The sequence below is a fragment of the Paenibacillus sp. NPDC058177 genome, assembly GCF_042883835.1.
GTDB classification, from domain to species: Bacteria; Bacillota; Bacilli; order Paenibacillales; family Paenibacillaceae; genus Paenibacillus_AQ; species Paenibacillus_AQ agri.
Genome location: NZ_JBHVVB010000001.1, coordinates 129,065 through 150,252 on the forward strand (window position 1 = coordinate 129,065; position 21,188 = coordinate 150,252).

Annotated in this window: 18 protein-coding genes; 12 read left to right on the forward strand and 6 right to left on the reverse strand. The window is 50.2% G+C overall.

Annotated features, from left to right (window positions below):
* The first annotated feature begins 6 nt into the window (after positions 1-6).
* Genes ACFVU8_RS00560 through ACFVU8_RS00570 form a run of 3 tightly spaced genes read left to right on the forward strand, consistent with a single transcriptional unit; the run spans position 7 to position 2,946 of the window.
* On the forward strand, positions 7-690 hold the full coding sequence (locus ACFVU8_RS00560; RefSeq protein ID WP_379464629.1) for a hypothetical protein: 684 nt from the start codon (positions 7-9) through the stop codon (positions 688-690).
* Positions 683-1,354 (forward strand): polymer-forming cytoskeletal protein, encoded by a 672-nt coding sequence (locus ACFVU8_RS00565; protein WP_387425456.1) that lies wholly within the window; start codon positions 683-685, stop codon positions 1,352-1,354. The genes ACFVU8_RS00560 and ACFVU8_RS00565 overlap by 8 nt, the downstream gene beginning before the upstream one ends.
* 53 nt (positions 1,355-1,407) lie before the next feature.
* The gene (locus tag ACFVU8_RS00570; RefSeq protein WP_379464627.1) at positions 1,408-2,946 is read left to right on the forward strand and encodes an MDR family MFS transporter; all 1,539 of its coding nucleotides are present in this window, start codon (positions 1,408-1,410) and stop codon (positions 2,944-2,946) included.
* A 295-nt stretch (positions 2,947-3,241) separates the two neighbouring features.
* Here ACFVU8_RS00570 and ACFVU8_RS00575 read toward each other — a convergent pair whose 3' ends face one another.
* The 3 genes from ACFVU8_RS00575 to ACFVU8_RS00585 form a co-directional block, all read right to left on the reverse strand.
* The gene (locus ACFVU8_RS00575; RefSeq protein ID WP_387425458.1) at positions 3,242-3,868 is read right to left on the reverse strand and encodes a GyrI-like domain-containing protein; all 627 of its coding nucleotides are present in this window, start codon (positions 3,866-3,868) and stop codon (positions 3,242-3,244) included.
* 840 nt (positions 3,869-4,708) lie between these two features.
* On the reverse strand, positions 4,709-5,821 hold the full coding sequence (locus tag ACFVU8_RS00580) for an ABC transporter substrate-binding protein (protein ID WP_387425459.1): 1,113 nt from the start codon (positions 5,819-5,821) through the stop codon (positions 4,709-4,711).
* 178 nt (positions 5,822-5,999) lie between these two features.
* On the reverse strand, positions 6,000-7,643 hold the full coding sequence (locus ACFVU8_RS00585) for a helix-turn-helix domain-containing protein (RefSeq protein ID WP_387425461.1): 1,644 nt from the start codon (positions 7,641-7,643) through the stop codon (positions 6,000-6,002).
* 277 nt (positions 7,644-7,920) lie between these two features.
* Here ACFVU8_RS00585 and ACFVU8_RS00590 point away from each other — a divergent pair, with 277 nt between their 5' ends.
* The 7 genes from ACFVU8_RS00590 (at position 7,921) to ACFVU8_RS00620 (ending at position 15,052) form a co-directional block, all read left to right on the forward strand.
* The gene (locus ACFVU8_RS00590) at positions 7,921-8,265 is read left to right on the forward strand and encodes a DUF2294 domain-containing protein (protein ID WP_379464623.1); all 345 of its coding nucleotides are present in this window, start codon (positions 7,921-7,923) and stop codon (positions 8,263-8,265) included.
* A gap of 290 nt (positions 8,266-8,555) precedes the next feature.
* Positions 8,556-9,650, forward strand: a complete 1,095-nt coding sequence (locus tag ACFVU8_RS00595) for an ABC transporter substrate-binding protein (RefSeq protein WP_387425463.1) — start codon at positions 8,556-8,558, stop codon at positions 9,648-9,650.
* A gap of 2 nt (positions 9,651-9,652) precedes the next feature.
* Positions 9,653-10,612 (forward strand): nucleoside hydrolase, encoded by a 960-nt coding sequence (locus tag ACFVU8_RS00600; protein ID WP_387425466.1) that lies wholly within the window; start codon positions 9,653-9,655, stop codon positions 10,610-10,612.
* Positions 10,613-10,616: 4 nt separating this feature from the next.
* On the forward strand, positions 10,617-11,438 hold the full coding sequence (locus tag ACFVU8_RS00605; RefSeq protein ID WP_387425468.1) for an ABC transporter permease: 822 nt from the start codon (positions 10,617-10,619) through the stop codon (positions 11,436-11,438).
* 4 nt (positions 11,439-11,442) lie between these two features.
* Positions 11,443-12,231: an ABC transporter permease gene (locus ACFVU8_RS00610; protein WP_175373576.1), complete on the forward strand. Its 789-nt coding sequence runs from the start codon at positions 11,443-11,445 to the stop codon at positions 12,229-12,231.
* A gap of 15 nt (positions 12,232-12,246) precedes the next feature.
* Positions 12,247-13,311, forward strand: a complete 1,065-nt coding sequence (locus ACFVU8_RS00615) for an ABC transporter ATP-binding protein (RefSeq protein ID WP_379464620.1) — start codon at positions 12,247-12,249, stop codon at positions 13,309-13,311.
* A gap of 22 nt (positions 13,312-13,333) precedes the next feature.
* Positions 13,334-15,052: an adenine deaminase C-terminal domain-containing protein gene (locus ACFVU8_RS00620; RefSeq protein ID WP_387425470.1), complete on the forward strand. Its 1,719-nt coding sequence runs from the start codon at positions 13,334-13,336 to the stop codon at positions 15,050-15,052.
* Between the two features lie 126 nt (positions 15,053-15,178).
* Here ACFVU8_RS00620 and ACFVU8_RS00625 read toward each other — a convergent pair whose 3' ends face one another.
* Positions 15,179-16,402 carry an MFS transporter gene (locus tag ACFVU8_RS00625; protein WP_387425472.1) on the reverse strand — a complete coding sequence of 408 codons (1,224 nt, stop codon included), beginning with the start codon at positions 16,400-16,402 and terminating at the stop codon, positions 15,179-15,181.
* Positions 16,403-16,588: 186 nt separating this feature from the next.
* On the opposite strand from ACFVU8_RS00625, the gene ACFVU8_RS00630 reads away from it, so the two are divergent.
* Positions 16,589-17,320: a type 1 glutamine amidotransferase domain-containing protein gene (locus ACFVU8_RS00630; protein WP_387425474.1), complete on the forward strand. Its 732-nt coding sequence runs from the start codon at positions 16,589-16,591 to the stop codon at positions 17,318-17,320.
* Between the two features lie 119 nt (positions 17,321-17,439).
* Here the strand turns inward: ACFVU8_RS00630 and ACFVU8_RS00635 are convergent, their stop codons facing one another.
* Positions 17,440-17,859 (reverse strand): MarR family winged helix-turn-helix transcriptional regulator, encoded by a 420-nt coding sequence (locus ACFVU8_RS00635; protein WP_379464753.1) that lies wholly within the window; start codon positions 17,857-17,859, stop codon positions 17,440-17,442.
* Between the two features lie 202 nt (positions 17,860-18,061).
* Here ACFVU8_RS00635 and ACFVU8_RS00640 point away from each other — a divergent pair, with 202 nt between their 5' ends.
* A complete protein-coding gene (locus ACFVU8_RS00640) occupies positions 18,062-19,522 on the forward strand; it encodes an MFS transporter (protein ID WP_379464616.1) in 1,461 nt (486 codons plus the stop codon).
* Between the two features lie 4 nt (positions 19,523-19,526).
* Here the strand turns inward: ACFVU8_RS00640 and ACFVU8_RS00645 are convergent, their stop codons facing one another.
* Positions 19,527-21,134 (reverse strand): helix-turn-helix domain-containing protein, encoded by a 1,608-nt coding sequence (locus ACFVU8_RS00645; protein ID WP_387425476.1) that lies wholly within the window; start codon positions 21,132-21,134, stop codon positions 19,527-19,529.
* Positions 21,135-21,188 lie beyond the last annotated feature (54 nt).

Below are 21,188 nucleotides of genomic sequence, written 5' to 3' on the forward strand. Positions count from 1 at the left end.
ATGAGCATGGTGAAGCAACACGGTGATTTGGTCATTGCTGGCGTAGGGGGAGCTTCAGGAGGCACTTATGATACGGTTAGGCTGGATGGCGTAGCTACCGTTAACGGTTCGGTGGAGGCGCGGATTTTTAAAGGAAATGGTCATGTTCATATGAAGGGTGATCTTCGGGCAGAAGAACTGGAATGCAACGGTAATATGAATGTTAAGGGAAGTCTGAAAATTGGAACGCTCAAGGCGGAAGGTATGGTCCGAATCGGAGGTTCCTTACGGGGAGAATCCTGTGTGCTCAATGGTGTGATCAGTACAAAAGCGGATTGCGAGCTAGAGGAATTAACCGGCGAGGGGGCTTTTACGGTGAATGGTCTGCTGAGCGCGGGGCATGTGGATTTTGTCCTGCATGGACCAGGCAAGGCCAATGAGATTGGTGTCGAGAGTCTCGTGATTCGTCAGAACAATCAAGGGACGTGGAACAGGCTGCTAGGAGGCATGTTCCCTAAACTCAAGCCGGAGCTGAACGCCGGGACTATTGAGGGTGATTTCATTGATTTGGAATATACGAATGCCGATGTTATCAGAGGCAATATTGTGATCATTGGAGAGGGCTGCACGGTTGGAGCCGTGGAATATCGTTCACAGCTAACCGTACATCCGGGAGCCAGAGTAGGAAGGGAGGAGAAGATCGGTGTCTGACAATACTACGCTTAATAACCTCAGTATGGTGGGGACTAGCACTTCAGGGGGAGGTTCCTTTCTGAATGTTAAAGTGACAGGTGAGTGCCAATTCAATGATACTGTAGACTGTCGGAGGTTGAGTCTGACCGGTAATGTAAGGGTGGATGGTGACCTGCGGTTGGAGAAGCTGAAAGTGACAGGTGAACTTGCTGTAGCTGGAGTGCTTACAGGGCAGTCCTTGCGTGGAACCGGAGAGGTTAAAGCCGCCTCAGCTCGAATGGAGCAAATAGACTTTAGTGGAAGTCTTGTGATACATGGTGATTGTGAAGCAGAGCAGCTGGAGATTTCCGGCGCAGCCGTGGTGGAAGGTCTGCTCAGTGCAGAGCGATTGCAGATCAACTTGTATGGGGCTGGTCAGGCCCGGGAGGTTGGCGGCGGTACCATTGTCATTAAACAAAACAAGACGGGCAAACTGCTTAACTTAATAAAAGCGAAGCAGGATGTTATTTTCAGAGCAGATCTGATTGAAGGGGATACTATAGAACTGCAATGTACAGTAGCCGATACTGTTCGTGGCGGATCAGTGATCATCGGTCCGGATTGTGTAATTCAAACGGTGGAATACCGGGAGAAGCTGGAGATTCACAAGAATGCCATGGTGAAGCAACAGGTGAAGATCTGACAGGCTGCTCAGAGCAATATAGTGTGATATACAGAAATTAAGGAGTGGAAAAGATGAGTGCAGCCAAATCGCCCAATTTGGGCATAGTCATTGCAGGATTGCTGCTGGGGATATTGATGGCTTCTATGGACAGTACGATTGTTGCAACGGCTATGGGCAATATTGTAGGAGAACTAGGGGGCATGGACAAATTTGTCTGGGTAACCTCCGCCTATCTCGTTGCAGAAATGGCAGGTATGCCGATCTTTGGCAAGCTGTCGGATATGTATGGACGGAAGAAGTTCTTTATCTTTGGAATTATTGTGTTTATGGCAGGTTCAGCCTTGTGCGGAACTGCCAGCACGATTACTGAGCTTGCGGCCTATCGGGCGGTTCAGGGTATTGGCGGTGGCGCGCTTGTTCCTATTGCTTTTGCGATTATGTTCGATGCCGTTCCATTGGAGTCACGCGGCAAGCTGGGCGGTGCTTTTGGCGCGGTATTCGGTTTGTCGAGTGTGTTTGGCCCGCTGCTGGGGGCGTACATTACGGACCATATTGCCTGGCAATGGGTGTTCTACATTAATCTGCCGCTCGGACTGATCGCTTTTGTGATGGTAGTGTTCTTTTACAGAGAATCGCATGAGCACTCCAAGCTGCCGATCGACTGGCTGGGTGCAGGCACATTGCTTGGAGCGGTCATCTCCTTAATGTTCGCGCTGGAGCTTGGCGGCAAGGAGTATGCTTGGGATTCGGCGATGATTCTGGGATTATTCGCAGCGTTCGCCGTGTTGGCAGCAGTATTCCTGTATGTGGAGACGAAGGCTGCTGAGCCAATCATTTCGTTTGCACTGTTCAAAAAGCGGCTTTACGCCTTCAGCATCCTGTGCGCATTGTTTAGCGGAGCGGCATTTATTGTGGCTTCTGTATATATCCCGATCTTTATTCAGGGAGTTATGGGCGGTTCGGCGACGAATTCGGGGATGGTACTGTTGCCTATGATGGTTGGTTCAGTAGTTACAGCATCAACAGGCGGCTTTTTGATGTCTAAAACAAGCTACCGCAGCCTGCTGATTCCTACACTAGCGCTGCTGGTGGTAGGGACAGGGCTTGTGGCGACACTTACGCCAGATGCTTCACGTCTACTTGTAACTGTGTATATGATCCTGATCGGTCTTGGTATAGGCGCTTCGTTCTCGGTGCTAAGCACAGCTGCTATTCACGGGCTGACCGCTCAGCAGCGTGGCTCAGCCAGCGCAACGCTTAATTTCCTGCGTTCGCTGGGGATGACTGTCGGGATTACCAGTTTTGGTATTATCCAAAGCCATTACTTCACCGGCAGCCTGTCCAGTATGTTCGCCGGAGGCGGGGGCGGAGGAGCTCCAGCCGGAGCGCTGGATTTCAAAGACCCGCATTCATTGCTGTCACCGGAAGCTAGAGCGATGATTCCACCTGAAATCTTGTCCAAGATTACAGAAGGATTATCCTCTTCCATCACGCATACCTTTGCGTGGGCGCTCGTTCCGGCGGCCTTGGCGCTGCTGGCATCCTTCTTCATGGGCCGGCAGAAGATGGACGCCTCGGCAGCCGGGGACTCGGCTGCGTCCGGGCACTAGGTAGTTCTGGGTACGGAGGGTGGAGGGGCGGGTTGCCTTGTTTGGCCTATCCAGTTTGACATAACAGGTGTGGCGTATCGGAATGGTTATCCGGTATGGTTTAGCTGATGTGGCGTATCTGGAATGGTTATCCGGTATGGTTTAGCTGGTGTGGCGTATCTGGAATGATTATCCGGTATGGTTTAGCTGGTGTGGCGTATCTGGTTCGCCTCGTCTGGTTAGTCTTATCCCGTATGTTCATCCAGCATGGTTTATCGTTTTCCTTTACCGTTCTGCCCTAATCGGTTTGATCCTATTAGTTCCGGTTAACTTTGAATCGGAGAACAGTCTTCAGCTTGTCGGGGCGGGTTCTTCGGGCGTCCGTCAAGTATATTTCCTTATGGGTCTTGGAGGCTCGTATCAACCCATTCCGTATGCAGTAGTCCTCCATAGCTGCAAAGCTTTCCGGCTCATCGTCATATGATCCGTAATGGAGCATTTGTACACTTAGGCCATCTTCGACCTTGCCGAAGATGGCCTTTTCCATCAACACATGCGGCTTGGTGAGCTTCACCATCTTTATAATTTCAGCTGCTAAGTCGGCGGTGACGAACTCAGGCTGTCTAATCATCAGCGTATATAGCAACTCGTCTTTATCCAGAACATCTTTCTGTCTTCCTTCTTCGGTGAGATCCCAGACGCCTTCCAGCGGAAAGACGGAGTAATCGTAATAGCCCTCGGTGAGCAGTCTTCCTTTTTTGGGAAGCATTTTGGCGGCATAGGAGAGGGAATATAGTACGGCTACAGCCTCAGTGAATAAGTCACTGTTGGGATTGCCGCTCCCCTCCAGCATAAAATAATTAAAGCCGGGAACCGTGATCAGCTCTGGTTTCGCTTGTGGCAGGTAGAAGGATTTGTCCTGTTTCTTCCATTCGTATTTCATCTGATTAGCGCCTCCTTTTAAGGTAGAATAGCACAGGCAACTGGACAGCACAGTGTCATGTTTGGAACGGTGTATTCAAATGAAAAAAAGCTCCCGCCTTAGATTCCGGCGGGAGCTTTTTTTTCTACTTTTAAATTATATAAAGTGAACTCAAGATTCAAACGTAAAGCTCAGTCGTTCCTACAGTGCAATGATTGGACTTCCGGTCGCGATCTATATAGAACGCATAAAAATAACAACTTAAAGCCTAGAAGTTACTCCCGAAGTGCAAATAACGGCATTTTTGTACCTTAAATACTCTGCAACTCAGGTTTATTGGGAATTAAGTGCAATATTGTACCTTAAATCTTCCTGAATATCCTCTTCAGCGTACTTTTTCAGAAATTAAGATACAATAATGCCCTTATTTGCTTTTTTTTAGCTATAATCAAGGAAAATAAGGTACAAAAATGCACTTAGTTAGGAGGTGGACCATTTTCGGGGTTAAGAAGACAGGGAAGGGGGATCGGAGACTAGCGCCCTAAAGCCCTATCCTAGATCCCTTCCTAAAGCCCTTCCTAAAGCCCCAGCTTCACTAGAATAACGCCTGAAATCGTAATCCCCTTCGGCACGCAGTCTTCCATTCTGCCATTCTTCCGTGAGAATCTTAATTTCGCTTAATGCGTTTAAAACCTGGAGAAAGCTTAGAATTGCGATACCGGCTTCCCTACGGAGAGCTTGCATCTGAGCATCTCGCTCACACAGTCTAAACTTTCCCCGTGCTTCTTCTTACTTCTCGTTACTTTTTTTGTTCAGCTTATGTTGTTTCTTTGTTCCAAGGTGGCACTACGAAGTGTTACCTTATTTACTCCCAGTAAGGGCATTAACAACATCGTCGACTTTCAGGCTGTCTGCAATAGGGCCGTTAAGTGCCCAGTGTCGTGCGGATACTTGATGGACGTTACCTTTTTGGACAGCAGGGATGCTTTTCCAGATGCTGAGCTTTTCCACTTCTGCGGCTTGGCGGACCGATTGTTGAAATTCATCTTCACTAGACATAGAAGCACCGTAGTCCATAAAGAGGTAGTCGGCTGACAGTTTAGGAAGCATTTCTAGCGACAACATGGTGCCGCCCCACGTATCCGTAGTGGTGGAGGCGATTTTCAGCACTTCTGGATCTGGCTTCAATCCAAGCTCGTTATACAGCACCGAGGTCCATACGTATTCCGGGAAATCCAATTCAACATCTTTGGTGGTCGGACGGATAAAAGCTACAGTTTTGTCCTCGCCGACAGCCTGCTTGATTGTGGCCTGGGCCTGTTGAACCTTGTCCTGGTAGGCTTTCAGCACGCTATTGGCTTTATCTTCCTTATCAACTGCTTTGCCAATTTCGAGAATGGCAGTCTGCCAGTCATCACGGATATAGGCAATCGTCGGAGCGATTTTGCTCAATTGCTCGTAGCCCTGCTCGTCGGTCATGTATTTATTCATAATGATAAGGTCAGGATCGGCAGCCGTGACGGCTTCCAGATTAATATCGAAGGAACTGTTGATGGCGATTCCTTTGTCCTTGAGCTGCTTGTCCAGATAATAGCCATCTGTGCTAAATGCCTGAACCATAGGGACATCAAGGGACAGCAGCATGTCTTCCATTCCTATGGAGACGATCCGTTTAGGGTGAGCAGGGATGACAGATTCACCAAAATCATGTTTGATGGTCTTCGTTTGATCTTTGTCAGTATTCGATCCGGCCGTTTGTTCATTAGTGCTATCTGGTTCCGCAGTGGCTTGAGCCGTAGCTGCAGGTTCGTTATTTCCCTTACTGTCAGCGCTGTTATTCGTATTGGCCCCACAGGCGGTCAGGGTCAGTGTAAATACTAATACCAAAGCAACCCATAATAGGGATACCGGGGGCTTCCGCCGTTTAGGGGTAACTTTACCGGATGTAGATTTTGTAAATAAGCTGTGTTGCATTTGTATTCCTCCACATTCTCATTTGATAATCATTATCATTAATGAGGAGTATATCGTAATCTTTTGCCTCTGTATATTCACTATCGTGCTGTATTCTCAGGAATGGGCGCACAAAAACAAATGAGTGTGATATCCAACAGAATCATAGGTGTTGTTACCCAGCAGAATCATGAGAGCGTTATCTAACAGAATCAAAGTTGTTATTATCCAATAGAATCCTAGGTACGTTATCCAGAAGAAGCTTATGATCCCAGGCCGTATACTCAATCCAGGGAAATACCCAGGAAGAATGACCTGGTAAACTGTGTACTGCTTGATGCTGTACGGCAGCCAGTGTGGTCCAGTGCTCCGACTGTTGGAGATTGTCCCACAGCAGGCGGGACGAAGTGTCATTGTCCACGCTAATCACCAATCTGTCAGCATTATATGTAGCCAGCTGCCAGGCTTCGACCGGTTTGAACCATTCAATCTCGTTAACGGGGGGAGCAGGGGTGATTTGCAGATCATCATAGAACACGGTCATGGCTTTGCGTCCCCACACAAATAACCCGTCCGTGGAAACCTTCAGTACCAGCACTTTATCGTCTTTAACGATGGGTTGCACCTGCTCGCGTACAGAGCGTGCTTGACGGTCATATTGTTCAAGCCATTGCTCCCCTTCATGAGTTCGTCCTAGAGCCTCGGCCACCAGCAGCAGGTGACTCCGCCAATCGGCGCTCATCCAAGGAAGTAACAGAACAGGCGCGATCTCCTGCAATCGTTGTTCTTCCTCTGGTGAAATGGTGCTGTCCAGGCCAATGATAAGATCAGGCTGAGCCTGTCTAAGCACGCTGCGATTGAATTCATATTCATGCCCAAGCTGAATGACAACGTCGCTGCCGTACCGACGCCGATAATCATCTGTCCAGTAATGGTCCATCGGAGCGGCATAGGGAATGGTTTGTAACGGAAGCAGATGACCCAGGATTGGCCAGCTGTAGGCTGCCACTTTAAATGCCCGGTTGCGTAGATAGGCGGCTGGAGCCATGCCAACTTGCTTCTTGAAGACGGTACGGAAATAAGACTCGCTCTGAAAGCCAACCATTCCGGCAATCTCATGGATGGAATGTTCACGTTTTTGCATGAGCTGTTTTGCATGATGCAGTCGGATTCCGGTGATGTACTCGCCAATACTTTTTCCATAACGTTCCCTGAAAATTCGCATTAAATGGTAGCGGCTGATCCCGGAAGCTACAGCCAAACGCTCAATAGTAATTTCTTCGGAATAATAGCGGTCGATCTCTGTCTTCACTTTAGCGAGCAGCTTCACCGTTTCTTGACCTTGGTACTCTATGATCAACGCCAGTAATTCATGAAATGTAGCCTGGGCGCGCATCTTATCCGCCAGACCTTCACTGAGCCAACTGCGGTGTATTTGGCCACATAAAGCTGGAGCTGCCGGAATCCGGGATTCCTCTTCCAAGTCCCCACTTTGTTGGTTTTCAGTTGTAGGGTGATCTATCACTGCAGGGTCAATGCTGCCCATTTCAAAATACAATAAGTATAGCGGGTGACCCTCTTCCGAGGTGACGCCAATCTCCACACTTTGCCCGGGCCGGCAGGCCACAACCATGCCTGAATACGTAGCGAGGGCCTGTCCGTCTATCACGATCCTATTCCGTTCACTGCCAGCTACGATCAGCAGATGCCGATCAGTCAGCTCTCTCCGATACGACCAATAGTCTCTGCTATAGCCGACCAAATCTATATTGACCAGCTTGAACCATGTACGGCTTAATAACTCGTCAGGGTCCCCGGCTGTATGATCTTGTTTGGTAAACATATCAGGGCACCTTCCTAATCGAACTTACTTTTATATATGAAGTATTTTAATTGATAATTATTATCATCGTCAAACCTTAAGAAGGGAAGTATAGGTCTGACAGGGGACAGAAAGGGCAGAAAGGCTCAAATTTATGTATTAAAAAGATCTATCGTTCGTGTTTGGAGTGACTTACATGTTATGTTTGCCTTTTTTCTTGCCTGAAACGCAATAATTATGTATAATGGCATTAAATATTGATGTGATTGTACGATATTCTGTTGTTGAAGGTGGTTTCATGGCAGAACTGGACAGTAATGATAACAAGAAGAAGATGTGCCAGATCTACAATGAGCTTTCCAAGGAATTGTTTGGTTTCGGGACGACCCTGCTCCGCGTAACTGTCGATCAGCGGGTCATTACCTTTCACGCCAAACACCGCCGTTCTCCCCGTTCTTCCGCATTGGAAGGCGAGGCGCCGGAGCTTAAACAGGAAGTGGACTTTCGGATGTCGCTCCTGTTCAAGAAGAAGTTCCAGGAAAGGTTAGAGGAAGAGATGGACCTAAAGATTGAGGTTCTGCTGAGAGATTATGATGCGCGAACCCAATGGGCTTTTACGAACATGATTTTGGCCGAAGATTAAAATACCTACACGGATTTTTGCTTTTGATCTATCTTAAGCGAAGACCGTCTTTCTATAACGGGTAGCTCTTTCCTTTGTTTATACGGAGAAAAGTGTTCTTGTTCCTACAAGAATACTTTTCTTTTTTTATGAGGAAAAATGGGAACCATAGAATTTAATTAAGGTTAGGAGGTGCTGTCAACATCGCCGGGTGCCCAAAATGCGGGCTAAAATGACCAATTGTCAACGAGAATGATGAGATTTAAGCCATATTAGCTTCATACACACACATCAGGGAGGTCTATTGGATTATGAAAAAGATTTGGGGAACAGCACTTGCACTTACACTTACTGCGGCACTGACTGCTTGCGGATCATCGGGAAGTAATTCCGCTACTACAGCTAACGGAACGAACAGCGGAACCGCTGGGGACAATGGGAAATCAGGAGCACCCAAGGAACTGGTAATCTCCACCTGGGGCTTCTCGGAAGACTTCTTCAAGGAAGCAGTGTACGCACCTTTTGAGAAAGAACACAACGTCAAGATTGTCGTGGAGATTGGTAACAACGCTGAGCGCCTGAACAAGATTCGTCAGGGTAGCTCGAACGTAGATGTCATTTACCTATCCGATTACTACGCTCAGCAAGGTATTAATGAAGGACTGATCGATACCATCGATACCGCAAAGGTGCCGAATCTCGAACATGTTTATGATATTGCCAAAGCTCCACTGGGTGAGGGCTACGGCCCGGCTTATACGATTGGACGTCTCGGTATCGCCTACAATCCGGCTTTGGTCAAGGGTGAGATCACATCCTGGAAAGATCTTTGGACTGCGTTTGATCGCAATCTGACGCTTCCGGCGATTACGGCGACTGCAGGACCGATGATGGTAGATGCTGCGTCTGTAGTTGCTGGCAGCACTGACTTCAATGAAGATCAAGCCTTTGCGAAGCTGAAAGAAATTAACCCGAGCGTGATTAAATACTACAGCCAGACTTCCGAATATGTGAACATGTTCAGCCAGGAGGAAATTGCCGGAGGACCGATCATGGAGATGTACTTCAAGGATCTGCAAGCCGCAGTTCCGGATGCGAAGTTTGTGGCTCCGTCTGAAGGCGCATTTGCTGTTATGAACACAATCAACGTAGTCAAAGGTACGGATAACAAGGAATTGGCCGAAGAGTTCATCAACTGGCAGCTGAGCAAGGAAGTTCAAGAAAAATCCGCTAAGGCCAAGGTTGATTCCCCGGTAAACACTGAAGTTGTTCTGAACGAAGAGGAAGCTAAGGGTGTAACTTATGGTGCAGATGTTGTGGGCAAGCTGCGTAAGCTGGATATGAAATTCGTCAACGATAACATCAAAGCATGGACGGATCGCTGGAACAAAGAGATCGGTGGCTAAGGATGACTATTCGTAAAAAAGTAATTCTCGATGTGGATACCGGCGTGGACGACGCCTTGGCCATCATGCTGGCGGTGAAGAGCGGAGCGCTCGACATCCTTGGGATTACTACGGTCAATGGCAATGTATCGCTGGATCAGGCGACGGAGAACACTTGCAAAATTCTGCAGTTTCTCGGCGTTCAGAACGAGATTCCGGTGTACCGGGGGGCGGACAAGCCGCTGGCCCGCGAGGTACATTTTGAGCATCGGGTGCATGGACGCGACGGCATCGGTGGCGCATTATCGGATATGGTAGTCAATAAGCGCGCGGAGGAAGAATCCGCAGCAGACTTCATCATCCGTCAGGTGATGAGTCAGCCGGGAGAGGTCACGCTGATTATGACCGCTCCCCTGACCAATCTGGCCGAAGTGCTGCAGAAATGTCCGGAGCTGGTGCAGCATACCGCCGAGGTCATCATCATGGGCGGCGTGGTGCGCGGTTCAGGGAATATCACCCCTACGGCAGAGTACAACATTTATGTTGATCCCGAAGCCGCCAAGCTGGTGATGGGTGCGGGCTTCCCGCACCTCACTCTGGTGGGTCTGGATGTCACTCGCAAGGCGCTGCTGTCGCAAGAGGATATTGCCAAGCTGACGAATCCCGAGATCGCAGCGTATGTGGAGCAGAGTACGGCTGATTACCGCCAGCGGTATTACGAGCGCAACGGCGTTGCAGCCTGTGCCCTGCATGATCCATTGGCAGTAGGTGTGGCGATTAATCCGGACCTGGTGACAAAACTGGATTATTACGTGGATGTAGAGACCCGGAGCGAGCTGTGCGACGGGCAGACGGTTTGTGATTTTCAGAACCGGCTGAACAAGCCGCATAATGTCAGTGTCTGCCTGGAGGTGGATGGCCCCGCTTTTCTTACGCTATTCATCGGGAGTCTGAACCAAGAGCTGAAGACAGACGGGAGTTAACTCAATGAATAAAAGATATTTATATCTGCTGCTGTTGCCGGGATTTCTGTTCCTGGCAGCATTCATGCTGATCCCTATCATTCTTACAATTGTTTCGACCTTTATGCCGGATGGCAGACTGACGCTGGAAGGGTATATGACCTTTTTCCGCGACGGGTATTTCAATAAAATCCTGCTCACCACCCTGCGGGTGAGTGTAGTGACAACTTTGGTATGCGTGGTGCTGGGCTATCCAGCCGCCTATTATATTTCTCGTGCGGGCATCCGCAAGAAAAGCATTCTGCTCGCACTGTCCATTTTCCCGCTGCTGACCAGCCCAGTTGTCCGTTCTTTCAGCTGGATGATCATTTTGGGGAAGAAGGGGCTGCTCAATACGTTCCTGATGAACATCGGTTTGATTCAAAAGCCGCTCGAGATTCTCTATACACCGGTGGCTATGATGGTCGGTCTCGTGCATCTCTTCCTGCCGCTGATCATTATCACCTTGCTTGGCGTAATGGAGAATCTGGATTATGAGCTGGTGCGGGCTGCCCGCAGTCTGGGCGCTTCATCGTTCACAGCTTTCCGTAAAATCATCTTCCCGCTCACCGTACCGGGACTGATTATCGGCAGTATTCTCGTGTTCGTCGGCAGCTTGACAGCCTATACGACTCCTGCGCTGCTGGGCGGTAAAGAACGCGTCGTTGCAACGTTCCTGTACCAAAATGCTATGACCTTAAATGATTGGCAGGCGGCGTCCGTCATTGCCGTGATAATGATTGTGATTACATTTGTGGTGGTTGGTCTAATGAATGCCTGGGCGAACCGACTAAATCCGAAGGGGTGAGAAGATGAAGGAAGGAAACCGTGGGCTCTCGCTGTACACGTTGCTGGTGTTTGTGTTTCTGCTAGGCCCGCTCGTGATTATTTCTATTACTTCATTTGAGCCGGGCACTGTCCTGAAATTCCCCCCGGAGGGCTTTTCGCTGCGATGGTACCGTAATATTTTTGAAGTAAGTATGTTCATGGAGACATTCAAGACCTCCATTATAGTGTCGATGCTAGGCAATCTGCTGGCGCTGCTGCTGGGTGTGCCGGCGGCTTATGCCCTGAGCCGGTTCGAGTTCCGGGGCCGTGATACGCTTAACGCGTTATTCCTGTCGCCAGTGCTCATTCCCGGCATTGTGCTCGGGTTCACGCTGCTGCGCTATTTGATTGTGGTATACGGACTGCCGATTTATGCCGGTCTTCTGATCGGCCACACGGTGATTATGCTCCCGTTCATTATCAGAGTCATTGCCTCAAGCTTGGCCAATTTCGATTTTGCCGTAGAAGAAGCTGCACAGAGTCTGGGCGCGGGCCGTCTAGAGACCTTTTTCAAAGTGGTGCTGCCCAACATTCGCTCCGGCATTCTGGCTGCGGTACTGATCGCATTCCTGGAATCCTTCAATAACGTGGACATCTCCGTGTTTATGACCGGTCCAGGGGTAAGCACCCTGCCGATTCAAATGCTGACCTATGTGCAGAATTATTTTGACCCTACAATTGCAGCGATTTCGGTCATCCTGATGGTGCTGACGGCAGCGCTGATGTTTATCATCGAGCGGCTGATGGGATTCGCCTATTTTACCAAACGATAACGGAGGCATACGGTAATGGCACTAATAAGTCTAGAACAAGTATCGGTTGCTTACGACAACCGTTTTATATTGGAAGATTTCAATTTGCAGATTGAAAAAGGGAAGCTCCTGTCCCTGCTCGGCCCCAGCGGCTGTGGCAAAACAACTACCCTGCGCTTAATCGCCGGCTTCCTGAATGCCGAGCAGGGCAAGTTCATGTTCGGAGGCAAGGATTACACCAATGTGCCGGTGAACAAGCGGAACTTTGGCTTTGTATTCCAGAGCTATGCCTTGTTCCCGCATATGTCGGTGTACGATAACGTGGCCTTCGGCCTGCGCCTGCGCAAGATGAAGGAAGCGGAAGTGAAGCAGCGGGTAACCCGTATGCTGGAGATCGTTAGCCTGGGCGGATTTGAGAAAAGATTGCCGAAGGCGCTCTCCGGTGGACAACGGCAGCGTGTTGCGATTGCGCGGGCACTGGTCATCGAGCCGGATCTGCTGCTCTTCGACGAGCCGCTGAGTAACCTTGATGCGAACCTGCGGGTGAATATGCGCGTCGAGATCCGCCGGATTCAACAGGAACTTGGAATTACGACGGTCTACGTCTCCCATGATCAGGAGGAATGCTTCTCCATCTCCGATCAGGTAGCCGTGATGAACAGCGGAAAGATTGAACAGTTGGCTCATCCTACGACTATTTTTAAATATCCGGCTAGTGAATATGTGGCCCGGTTTATCGGATTTGGTAACTTTATTGCCTTCGAGAGCCGCAGCGATGCAGGTGAAGATATCGAGCTGAGCCGGGGATCTTTGAAGTTCCTGGCAGCCAAACGCCCGAATGGGGCAGGTAACCTTGGGATGCTGGGCGCGATCAGGCCGGATGACCTTCAACTGTGGCCTAGCACACAGGAAGCGCCTCTCTCAGGCAATACCCTTTCAGGCAGAGTGCAGGTAAGCACTTATCTGGGACGGAGTTACCAGTATGAAGTAGAGACGGAGCTAGGCGTATTTACGGTCAATCAGGAGATGGATGTACCCTTTGCACAAGGGGAACAGGTTACGATTTATTTTCCAAAAGACAAGCTAGTGCTGGTGCAGTAAGCCGCAGTAAGGAGCATATACGATGGTTACGGATCAACTAATTCTGAATGTGAATGTGTATAACAGTTACTATAAAAGATTTGAGCTGGCCAATGTGGCTGTCAAGGATGGGCGGTTCCTGTATATCGGTGGTCTTGGCGCGGATACATTCATTGCGAATGAGGTCATTGAGGGTCAAGGGAGATATATGGTTCCCGGTCTGATTGACATCCATCTGCATATTGAGAGCACCATGATTACACCGGAGACGTTCTCGTATGGCATTCTGCGTCATGGGGTGACGACGATCGTTCCTGAACCGCATGAGATGGCCAACGTGTTCGGCGTCGAGGGTGTACATGAGATGATTCGGGCTAGTGAAGACTGCACGGTGGACATGTTCTACGCGATTCCAAGCTCTGTACCAGCGACACTGCTGGAAACTACCGGTGGTTCTATAGAGATTGAGGATATCGATCAGCTGATGGCGACCGAGCAGATGATCTGTCTTGGGGAAGTTATGAACTATGTCGATGTCATTCGTGACCCGGATGGCAAAAGCAACCGTATACTCCAGCATATCCGCAGCCGCTATCCGGAGCTGGTGATTGAGGGGCACACCCCGAAGCTGCTGGATCTCGATCTGCATCAGCTGATTTACGCGGGCATTGACTCGGATCATACCCACCAGAGCATTGAAGGGCTGACTGCCCGCATTGCTGCCGGGATGTTCATTGAAATTCAGGAGAAGTCCATGACCCCTGATGTAGTGGACTACCTGATTCAGCATCCTGTCGGTGAGCATTTTTGCTTCGTGACCGATGATGTGATGACGGACTCGCTAGTGGCAACCGGACATCTGGACCATCTGGTGCGCAAAGCGATCAAGATGGGGATGACGCCTGAGGATGCAGTCTATGCAGCAACCTTCACCCCGGCCCGGCGGATGAGAATGCAGGACCGTGGTGTGATTGCACCGAACAAGATCGCTGACTATCTGCTCTTGTCCGATCTGCATTCGTTTGAACTGGATGCGGTCTACAAAGGCGGTAAGCAGGCTTATGATCGCCATCAGCCGCAGTCCCAGCCAGAGTCACAGCCCCGGTTCCCGGCGCATTTTTACCAGAGTGTGAAGCTTAGCCCCGTAACCGCAGCCGACTTTACGGTTGTCTCGGAGAAGACGGATGGACGTTATGGCTGCCGCGTAATGATGGTCAACAACGTATCCACATTCACGGAGGAGAAACATAGCGAAGCGGAAGTACGTAACGGTCTGCTGCAATGGCAGGAGAGCGGCTATGGCCTTATCGCTACCTTTGAGCGATACGGTAAGAACGGCAACCGGGCCTACGGCCTGATTGGCGGCGATACGATCAAGCGTGGCGCGATCGCGACTACTTATTCGCACGATAACCACAATCTGTTGGTGGTCGGCCATAACCCCGGGGATATGGCACTGGCAGCGAACGAAGTTATCGCTGGTCAAGGCGGCTTCTGTGTCGTTTGTGACGGACAGGTGCTCGCCCATCTGGCCCTGCCAGTCGGAGGCATTCTCACTGAGGAGCCACTGGAGATCACTGCCCAGAAGGTGAAGGAGCTACGGTCAGCCATGGAGTCGCTGGGCTATAATCACTACAATCCGATTATGTCCATCAGCACACATTCCCTGCCAGTCAGTCCGGCACTTAAGATCACCGACCTTGGTCTGATCGATGTAGGCAAAGGCGAGGTTGTTCCGCTGCTGTTCGATTTGGATAAATAATAACTATAGATATGAATAGAAAAATAACCTTCAGTCCACTTTCCAGTGGCGCTGAAGGTTATTTTGTTTGGTAAAGCAGTGCTTTGTAAGTGATGCACTGCTTTGCTTGACGAGACTGTACTTTGATTATGGCGTGGTTGTAATTTGACCCACTCCGCCAGCATTGCGCCGCGAAATGGCGTAGCTGAGCCATGCACCGAGGAAGCCCAGAATCGCAAGGGATGCGGACAGCCAAGGAATGGACTCCAGTCCAAAGTGGGTAATCGCAAGCCCGCCGAAGTAGGCGCCACCAGCATTACCCAGATTAAGCGCAGAGTGGCTGGATGTTGTAGCCAGCAAGGGAGCCTTATGCGCCAGATTCATGATGCGCAGCTGAATGCCAGGCATAATGCCGAATGCGGCGATGCCCCAGAAAAAGATATTGATGACGGACAGCACCGGGCTGTCGAGCGTGAGATTAAGGATGGAAATCACAACGGCCAGAACAGCGAAATTAACAATCAGGGAAGGCATTAGCTTCCAGTCTGCGAGTTTACCTCCTACAATGTTGCCGATGGTCACGCCAAGTCCGAACAGTACCAGAATCCAGGTGACACTGTGTTCGGCGAAGCCAGTGATATTCTCCAGCATCGGCGTAATATAGGTGAACAGGGAGAAGAGACTGCCACAGCCGAGTGCTCCTGTCAACAGGATCAGCAGGACCTGCGGATTTATCAGTCCGCGGAACTGCTCGCCCAGGCTGTTGATTTTATCCTGGGTGATTACAGGTATGAAGCGGATAATGCCGAGCAGGGATACAATACCCAGCAGGGTAATGGCGCCGAACGAGGCTCTCCAGCCCAGCTGTTGGCCGATAAAAGTTCCAAACGGTACGCCGATGATATTGGCAACCGTCAATCCCGCCAACACAATTGAGACGGCGCCGGCCCGTTTCTCCGGCCTTACAAGTCTGGCTGCGATAATTGTGCCTACCCCTAAAAAGGTGCCATGCGCGAAAGCGGTGATCACGCGCGCTCCGATCAGCAGGGAGTAGGTTGGGGCGATGACGGATACGGCATTGCCCGCGATGAAGATGAGCATCAGGATGACGAGCAGCTTTTTCTGAGGCAGCTTATGGGTGAATACGGTTAAGATTGGAGCGCCAATAGCAACCCCGAGGGCGTAGCTGGTAATGAGCTGCCCCGCTTGCGGAATCGTTACGTCAAGGTCATGAGCCACATTGGGCAGCAGACCCATAATAATAAACTCTGTCATTCCAATCGCGAAGGCGCCAAGGGTTAGACACAGCAGCGATAAAGGAAAACGCTCCTTTTTCGGCGAGGGTGACGCTTTACTTGATGATGAATTCATGTGGTGTCTTCGCTCCTAATCTATAATGTATGTGTATCCTTTCTGAAATGGTCTGTATTTTCATGCAAGTTTCATTTTAAACGCTCCAGAGTCATTGGGCAAAATGTTTTTTTAAAATTTGTGATAAAATGATCGCATAGATAAATGACGGCCGCTTTTAGTGACCCATGAAGGGAAGAGAATACCATGCCACAGCAGAAAAGAGTGCTGATGCCACTGCCGTCCCAAGACTTTGATACCACAGAAGTGGTGGTACCGTGGTATCTCTGCCGGGAAGCAGGCTTCCAGGTGGACTTTGCCACACCTGACGGGAAGCGCGCCTATACTGATCCCTATTTGTTGACAGGAGTTGTGTTCGGGCAGCTTGGAGCGGACCAAGTGGTTGTGCAGAGGTACCACCAGCAGCTGGAGCTGGACTCTGGCTTTCTGCACCCGCTCGTTTACGGGGATATTGATCCTGAGATCTATGACGGCCTCATTCTGCCCGGAGGGCATGCCAAGGGAATGACAGTATACCTGGAGAGTGCTACTTTGCAGGAGAAGGTGCTGCATTTTTGGAAGCTGGGCAGACCGGTTGGCGCGATCTGTCACGGCCCCATCGTCCTGGCCCGGACCATTGATCCTCTGACCGGTCAAGCGGTGGTATACGGAAAAAAGATGACGAGTCTGACCAAGTCCCTGGAGCGGACCGCCTATTGGTTAACTGCCTGGGCTCGCGGCCGTTACTACCGTACATATCCAGAATATGTTCAGGATGAGGTGACCCGGCATCTGCAGAAGCGGGAGGACTATGTGAAGGGCCCTTCATTTAATACGCCCTTCATCGTGGAGGATGGTCAATTGCTGACCGCCAGATGGCCGAAGGATGCAGCCCTGTTCGCAGAGACGTTTATACGTAAAGTAGGGGTACAAAAGTAAGGTGAAAATTGAACTGATTGTAGATTGAATGGACTTGAAAAAATAACCGCAAGCCATCCGTCATCGCGGACAAGCTTGCGGTTATTTTTAGTGATATGGAGTGAAAATATGGGGAAAGGTTATTCATCTTCCTGGCTAATTCGCTTGAGCAGGGAAATGAGCTGTGTTTCCTCTTCATCCGTCAGATGACGGGAAAGCTTGCGGTTAAGTCCATTCAGAATCTCCTGCAGGGTCGGCGCAAAGTCCATGGCTTTGGGGGTTGGATAGAGCAGGTAGGAGCGGCGGTCATCAGGATCGACTTTCCGCTCGATGTAGCCGGATTGCTCCAATAACTTCACAGCCCTTGCAGTGGTAGCCTTATCGAACTTTAATTCATTCGTTAACTGGTCCTGGGTGATGCCCGGCCGCCCCATGATCAGCTTGAGAAAGCTGTGCTGTCCGCCGCTGCCGATTCCATAGGTAACCAGCTGCCTGGACAACGTTTTTTGGTTCTGTCGATGAATCAGGGAGATCAGCTTCCCGATAGGTTCCTTTTTCAACATGCACACCTCTTTGGTTAGATTGCTTGAATGCGAGGTCAGCGCTCAATATGTATAAAAGTGTACAACAATATTGTTGCGCACGCAACTAATATGCTGTACACTGGGAAGGACCCAACTAGTTGCGTGCGCAACTAAAATTCGGCTTGATTCGACAATCCTCTTTTCAGCTCCAACATTCTAAGTTTAATGAGGTGTAATTATGAGTTCAATTCCTGCAACCTACCAGGAGAACAGCGATATTCAGAAAAGGCGCTGGATGATTCTGATTGTGTTGAATCTTTTCACGTTCATGGCCACGCTGGACGGGAGCATTGTCAACATTGCACTCCCGGTATTGTCCAAGAGCCTGGGCCTGCCAATTGCGCAGATTGAGTGGGTGACGACAGGTTACCTGATGGCGATCTGTGCTGCGATTCTGTTCTTCGGAAAGCTAGGGGATATCGCGGGGAAGATCAGAATTTTCAAGATCGGAACTGTGGTATTTATTATTGGTTCTCTACTGTGTGGACTCAGTACTACACTGCCTTTGCTTATAGCGTCACGCGTCATTCAGGCTATCGGCGCTTCGATGACGATGGCCAACAGTCAAGGGATCGTAACCGATATCTTCCCGGCCAGTGAGCGCGGGAAGGCGCTCGGCTTCATCGGTACGTTCGTTTCGCTCGGCAGCATCGCTGGGCCAAGTCTAGGCGGGATTATCGTGTCCTCGCTGGGCTGGGAGTACATCTTCTGGGTCAATGTCCCAATTGGTCTGATTGCTATCATTCTAGGCTGGAAGGTGCTGCCGAAGGATCTGGTCCGGGTTCAGGATAAAATAGACATTCCGGGCAGTACATTGTTCGCTTTCTTTATCGTTCTTTTGTTCGCCGGATTACTGCTTGGACAGCAGATCGGCTATGGTGATACACGAATTGTTATATCATTGGTTGTCGCGGTATGCGCTTTTGCAGCTTTTATTTGGGTTGAAGTACGGAAGCCGCAACCGCTGCTGAATCTGTCCCTGTTCAAAAATCCGCTGTTTTCGGTCAGTATCCTTTGTGGCTTCCTCGTCTTCGCGGCGAATTTTTGCTTCAACATCATCGCTCCGTTCTATGCGCAGAACATGCTGAACTTGTCCCCGTTCGACGCCGGCTTCCTGCTGATGCTGCTGCCGATCTCCATGGTCATTGTGGCGCCGATCAGTGGCGCATTGTCGGATAAGATTGGCTCAGAACTGCTGACCTTTGCTGGTCTTATCGTCATGGTTGTAGCACAGATTGGTCTGGCGAAGCTACACGCCGGCAGTTCAGTCCTGCTTGTCGGACTGTGGATTGCCATGCTTGGTATCGGCAGCGGCCTGTTCCAGTCGCCGAACAATTCACTGATCATGTCCAAAGTACCGCGCACACAGCTTGGCTCTGCAGGTAGTGTCAATTCACTGATCCGCAATGTCGGGATGGTTGTCGGCATTACGCTGGCGACAACGATTCTGTTCCATGTCATGAGCAACGAGGCAGGATACCGTGTGACCGGATTGATCCCGGGCCGTCCGGATATTTTCCTGGAAGGCATGCATGTAGTTTTCATGACCTCCGCATCCATCTGCTTCGTGGCGGCAGTGCTTACCGGATGGCGGTTAATGGATGCCCGGCGCGTGAAGATGCAGGCGGAAAAAGGCTGAAGTCTCAATTTAATTCCACGAGCAGAGGAACAGCCTCTCGAATCTGTCCGGACATGGACACCGGATCTTCGCGGAGCCAGTCCTCCGAGCCGAGATATACCCGGCGGTTCTGAACAGCAGGCAGGCTATTCCAGATCTCGGTTTGCCGGAGCTCACGAAAGTGTTGTTGTGAGACAGGGTCTGGTGAGACTACAACAAACAGATGATCGCCCACATAATGAGGCAGTTCCTGGACCGGAATATTGGATTTGAACGGATGGCCCTTGGTCTTCTGTACGGCAGCTACCGGAGCGGGGGCCTGAAACCCCAGGTCCTGATAAAGAACCTTCATGTCGTAATAGACTTGCACTGTCTCCGGGAGTCCTCTTGTCCAGATAAAAGAGAGAGTATGTCCGGCTTGCAGATGCCATTTCAAAGCATTCCTGGCCTCAAAGGTCTGCTCTTCGTATTGGCTGAGCCATTGCTCAGCCTCTTGTTGTTTGCCGATCAAATCGGCGATAAAACGGAACCGGTCAAAAACCGGCTGGGACCAGGACATATCCAGTGTAGGAGCGATTTTGGCATAAGTATCGTAATGATGGCCGTCAAAGGTAAGAATCACGTCCGGCTTTAAGGTAGCGAGCCTGTCCAAGTATGGTGTCACTACGGATTTGCCGATTTCGGTTATGCCCTCCACATGGCCTTGCAAATAACGACCCTTTAGAAGCTGGGAAGGTGCGCCGACAGGTTTGATGCCCAAGGCGAGTAGTTCCCCAAGATACTGAAGAGAGGCGATCCGGCTGCTATGCTTGCGCAGATTAATGTACAGACGGGGAGAGACCCCCGTGTGCTGCTTAAAGCTGCGGCTGAAGTGAAAGGGATCATGAAATCCCACGCTCCCGGCCACCTCGCCAACCGATACCTCCCGGCTCTGGAGCAGGCGCTTTGCCTTGTTCATTCGGAGTTCGATGAGGTAGTCGATAGGGCTTTTGCCGGTTAGTCCCTTGAAAATCCGCGAATAATGCCGGGTGGAGACCCCGGCCATTTCGGCAAGCTGTCCGTGCGTGAGATCGAAGGCGTAAGCATTCTCCATGAAGGCAATGGTTTTCTGAACCGCACTTGTGGCATCCTGTTCCCTGTTGCATTCGGCGCTCTTCAAGATCATCAAAAGGATCTCTTGGAAAATAAAGTGGCTTTCGTACTCTTCAAGCAGCCCGGACAGATCCCGCCGTTCGTATAGATTGTGCACTAACCCGGAAAAATGGCTGAATGAGGCCAATTCGATTACACCTGCTGTAATTGGAAGTCGCTCAGCAGAAACCTCCTCGGAAGAGCCCGGCAAGCGCAATTCATCAAATTCGATAAGATACAGGCGCAGCGGGCCTGTGCCGGCATTTTGGATAGAAACATTTTCCTTTGGGTCCAGAATGCCACAGTGGTTCCCGTAGAGAACGTGGCGTTGCTCGTCACTGTATACCTCAGCAGACCCATCAATGGGGACGACAAGCATTTTTTCGGCATGGCTGCAGATCGTCAGTCCCTCAGCACCTTCTTCCAGTGTATATAAATAAATCTGCGACCAGGTATACATAATAGAGAGACGCGCCGGGCGTCTGCTTGGTTGAACCGACATTGCATTCACCTCCCTGTATGAAAGAAAGGAGCTCTTCAGCTAATGCTGAAGAAC

Coding starts and splice junctions, on each gene's coding strand:
- ACFVU8_RS00560 (WP_379464629.1), top strand. CDS start 7: ATGGTGAAGCAACACGGTGATTTGGTCATTGCTGGCGTAGGGGGAGCT.
- ACFVU8_RS00570 (WP_379464627.1), top strand. CDS start 1,408: ATGAGTGCAGCCAAATCGCCCAATTTGGGCATAGTCATTGCAGGATTG.
- ACFVU8_RS00575 (WP_387425458.1), bottom strand. CDS start 3,868: ATGAAATACGAATGGAAGAAACAGGACAAATCCTTCTACCTGCCACAA.
- ACFVU8_RS00580 (WP_387425459.1), bottom strand. CDS start 5,821: ATGCAACACAGCTTATTTACAAAATCTACATCCGGTAAAGTTACCCCT.
- ACFVU8_RS00585 (WP_387425461.1), bottom strand. CDS start 7,643: ATGTTTACCAAACAAGATCATACAGCCGGGGACCCTGACGAGTTATTA.
- ACFVU8_RS00590 (WP_379464623.1), top strand. CDS start 7,921: ATGGCAGAACTGGACAGTAATGATAACAAGAAGAAGATGTGCCAGATC.
- ACFVU8_RS00595 (WP_387425463.1), top strand. CDS start 8,556: ATGAAAAAGATTTGGGGAACAGCACTTGCACTTACACTTACTGCGGCA.
- ACFVU8_RS00600 (WP_387425466.1), top strand. CDS start 9,653: ATGACTATTCGTAAAAAAGTAATTCTCGATGTGGATACCGGCGTGGAC.
- ACFVU8_RS00605 (WP_387425468.1), top strand. CDS start 10,617: ATGAATAAAAGATATTTATATCTGCTGCTGTTGCCGGGATTTCTGTTC.
- ACFVU8_RS00610 (WP_175373576.1), top strand. CDS start 11,443: ATGAAGGAAGGAAACCGTGGGCTCTCGCTGTACACGTTGCTGGTGTTT.
- ACFVU8_RS00615 (WP_379464620.1), top strand. CDS start 12,247: ATGGCACTAATAAGTCTAGAACAAGTATCGGTTGCTTACGACAACCGT.
- ACFVU8_RS00620 (WP_387425470.1), top strand. CDS start 13,334: ATGGTTACGGATCAACTAATTCTGAATGTGAATGTGTATAACAGTTAC.
- ACFVU8_RS00625 (WP_387425472.1), bottom strand. CDS start 16,402: ATGAATTCATCATCAAGTAAAGCGTCACCCTCGCCGAAAAAGGAGCGT.
- ACFVU8_RS00630 (WP_387425474.1), top strand. CDS start 16,589: ATGCCACAGCAGAAAAGAGTGCTGATGCCACTGCCGTCCCAAGACTTT.
- ACFVU8_RS00640 (WP_379464616.1), top strand. CDS start 18,062: ATGAGTTCAATTCCTGCAACCTACCAGGAGAACAGCGATATTCAGAAA.
- ACFVU8_RS00645 (WP_387425476.1), bottom strand. CDS start 21,134: ATGTCGGTTCAACCAAGCAGACGCCCGGCGCGTCTCTCTATTATGTAT.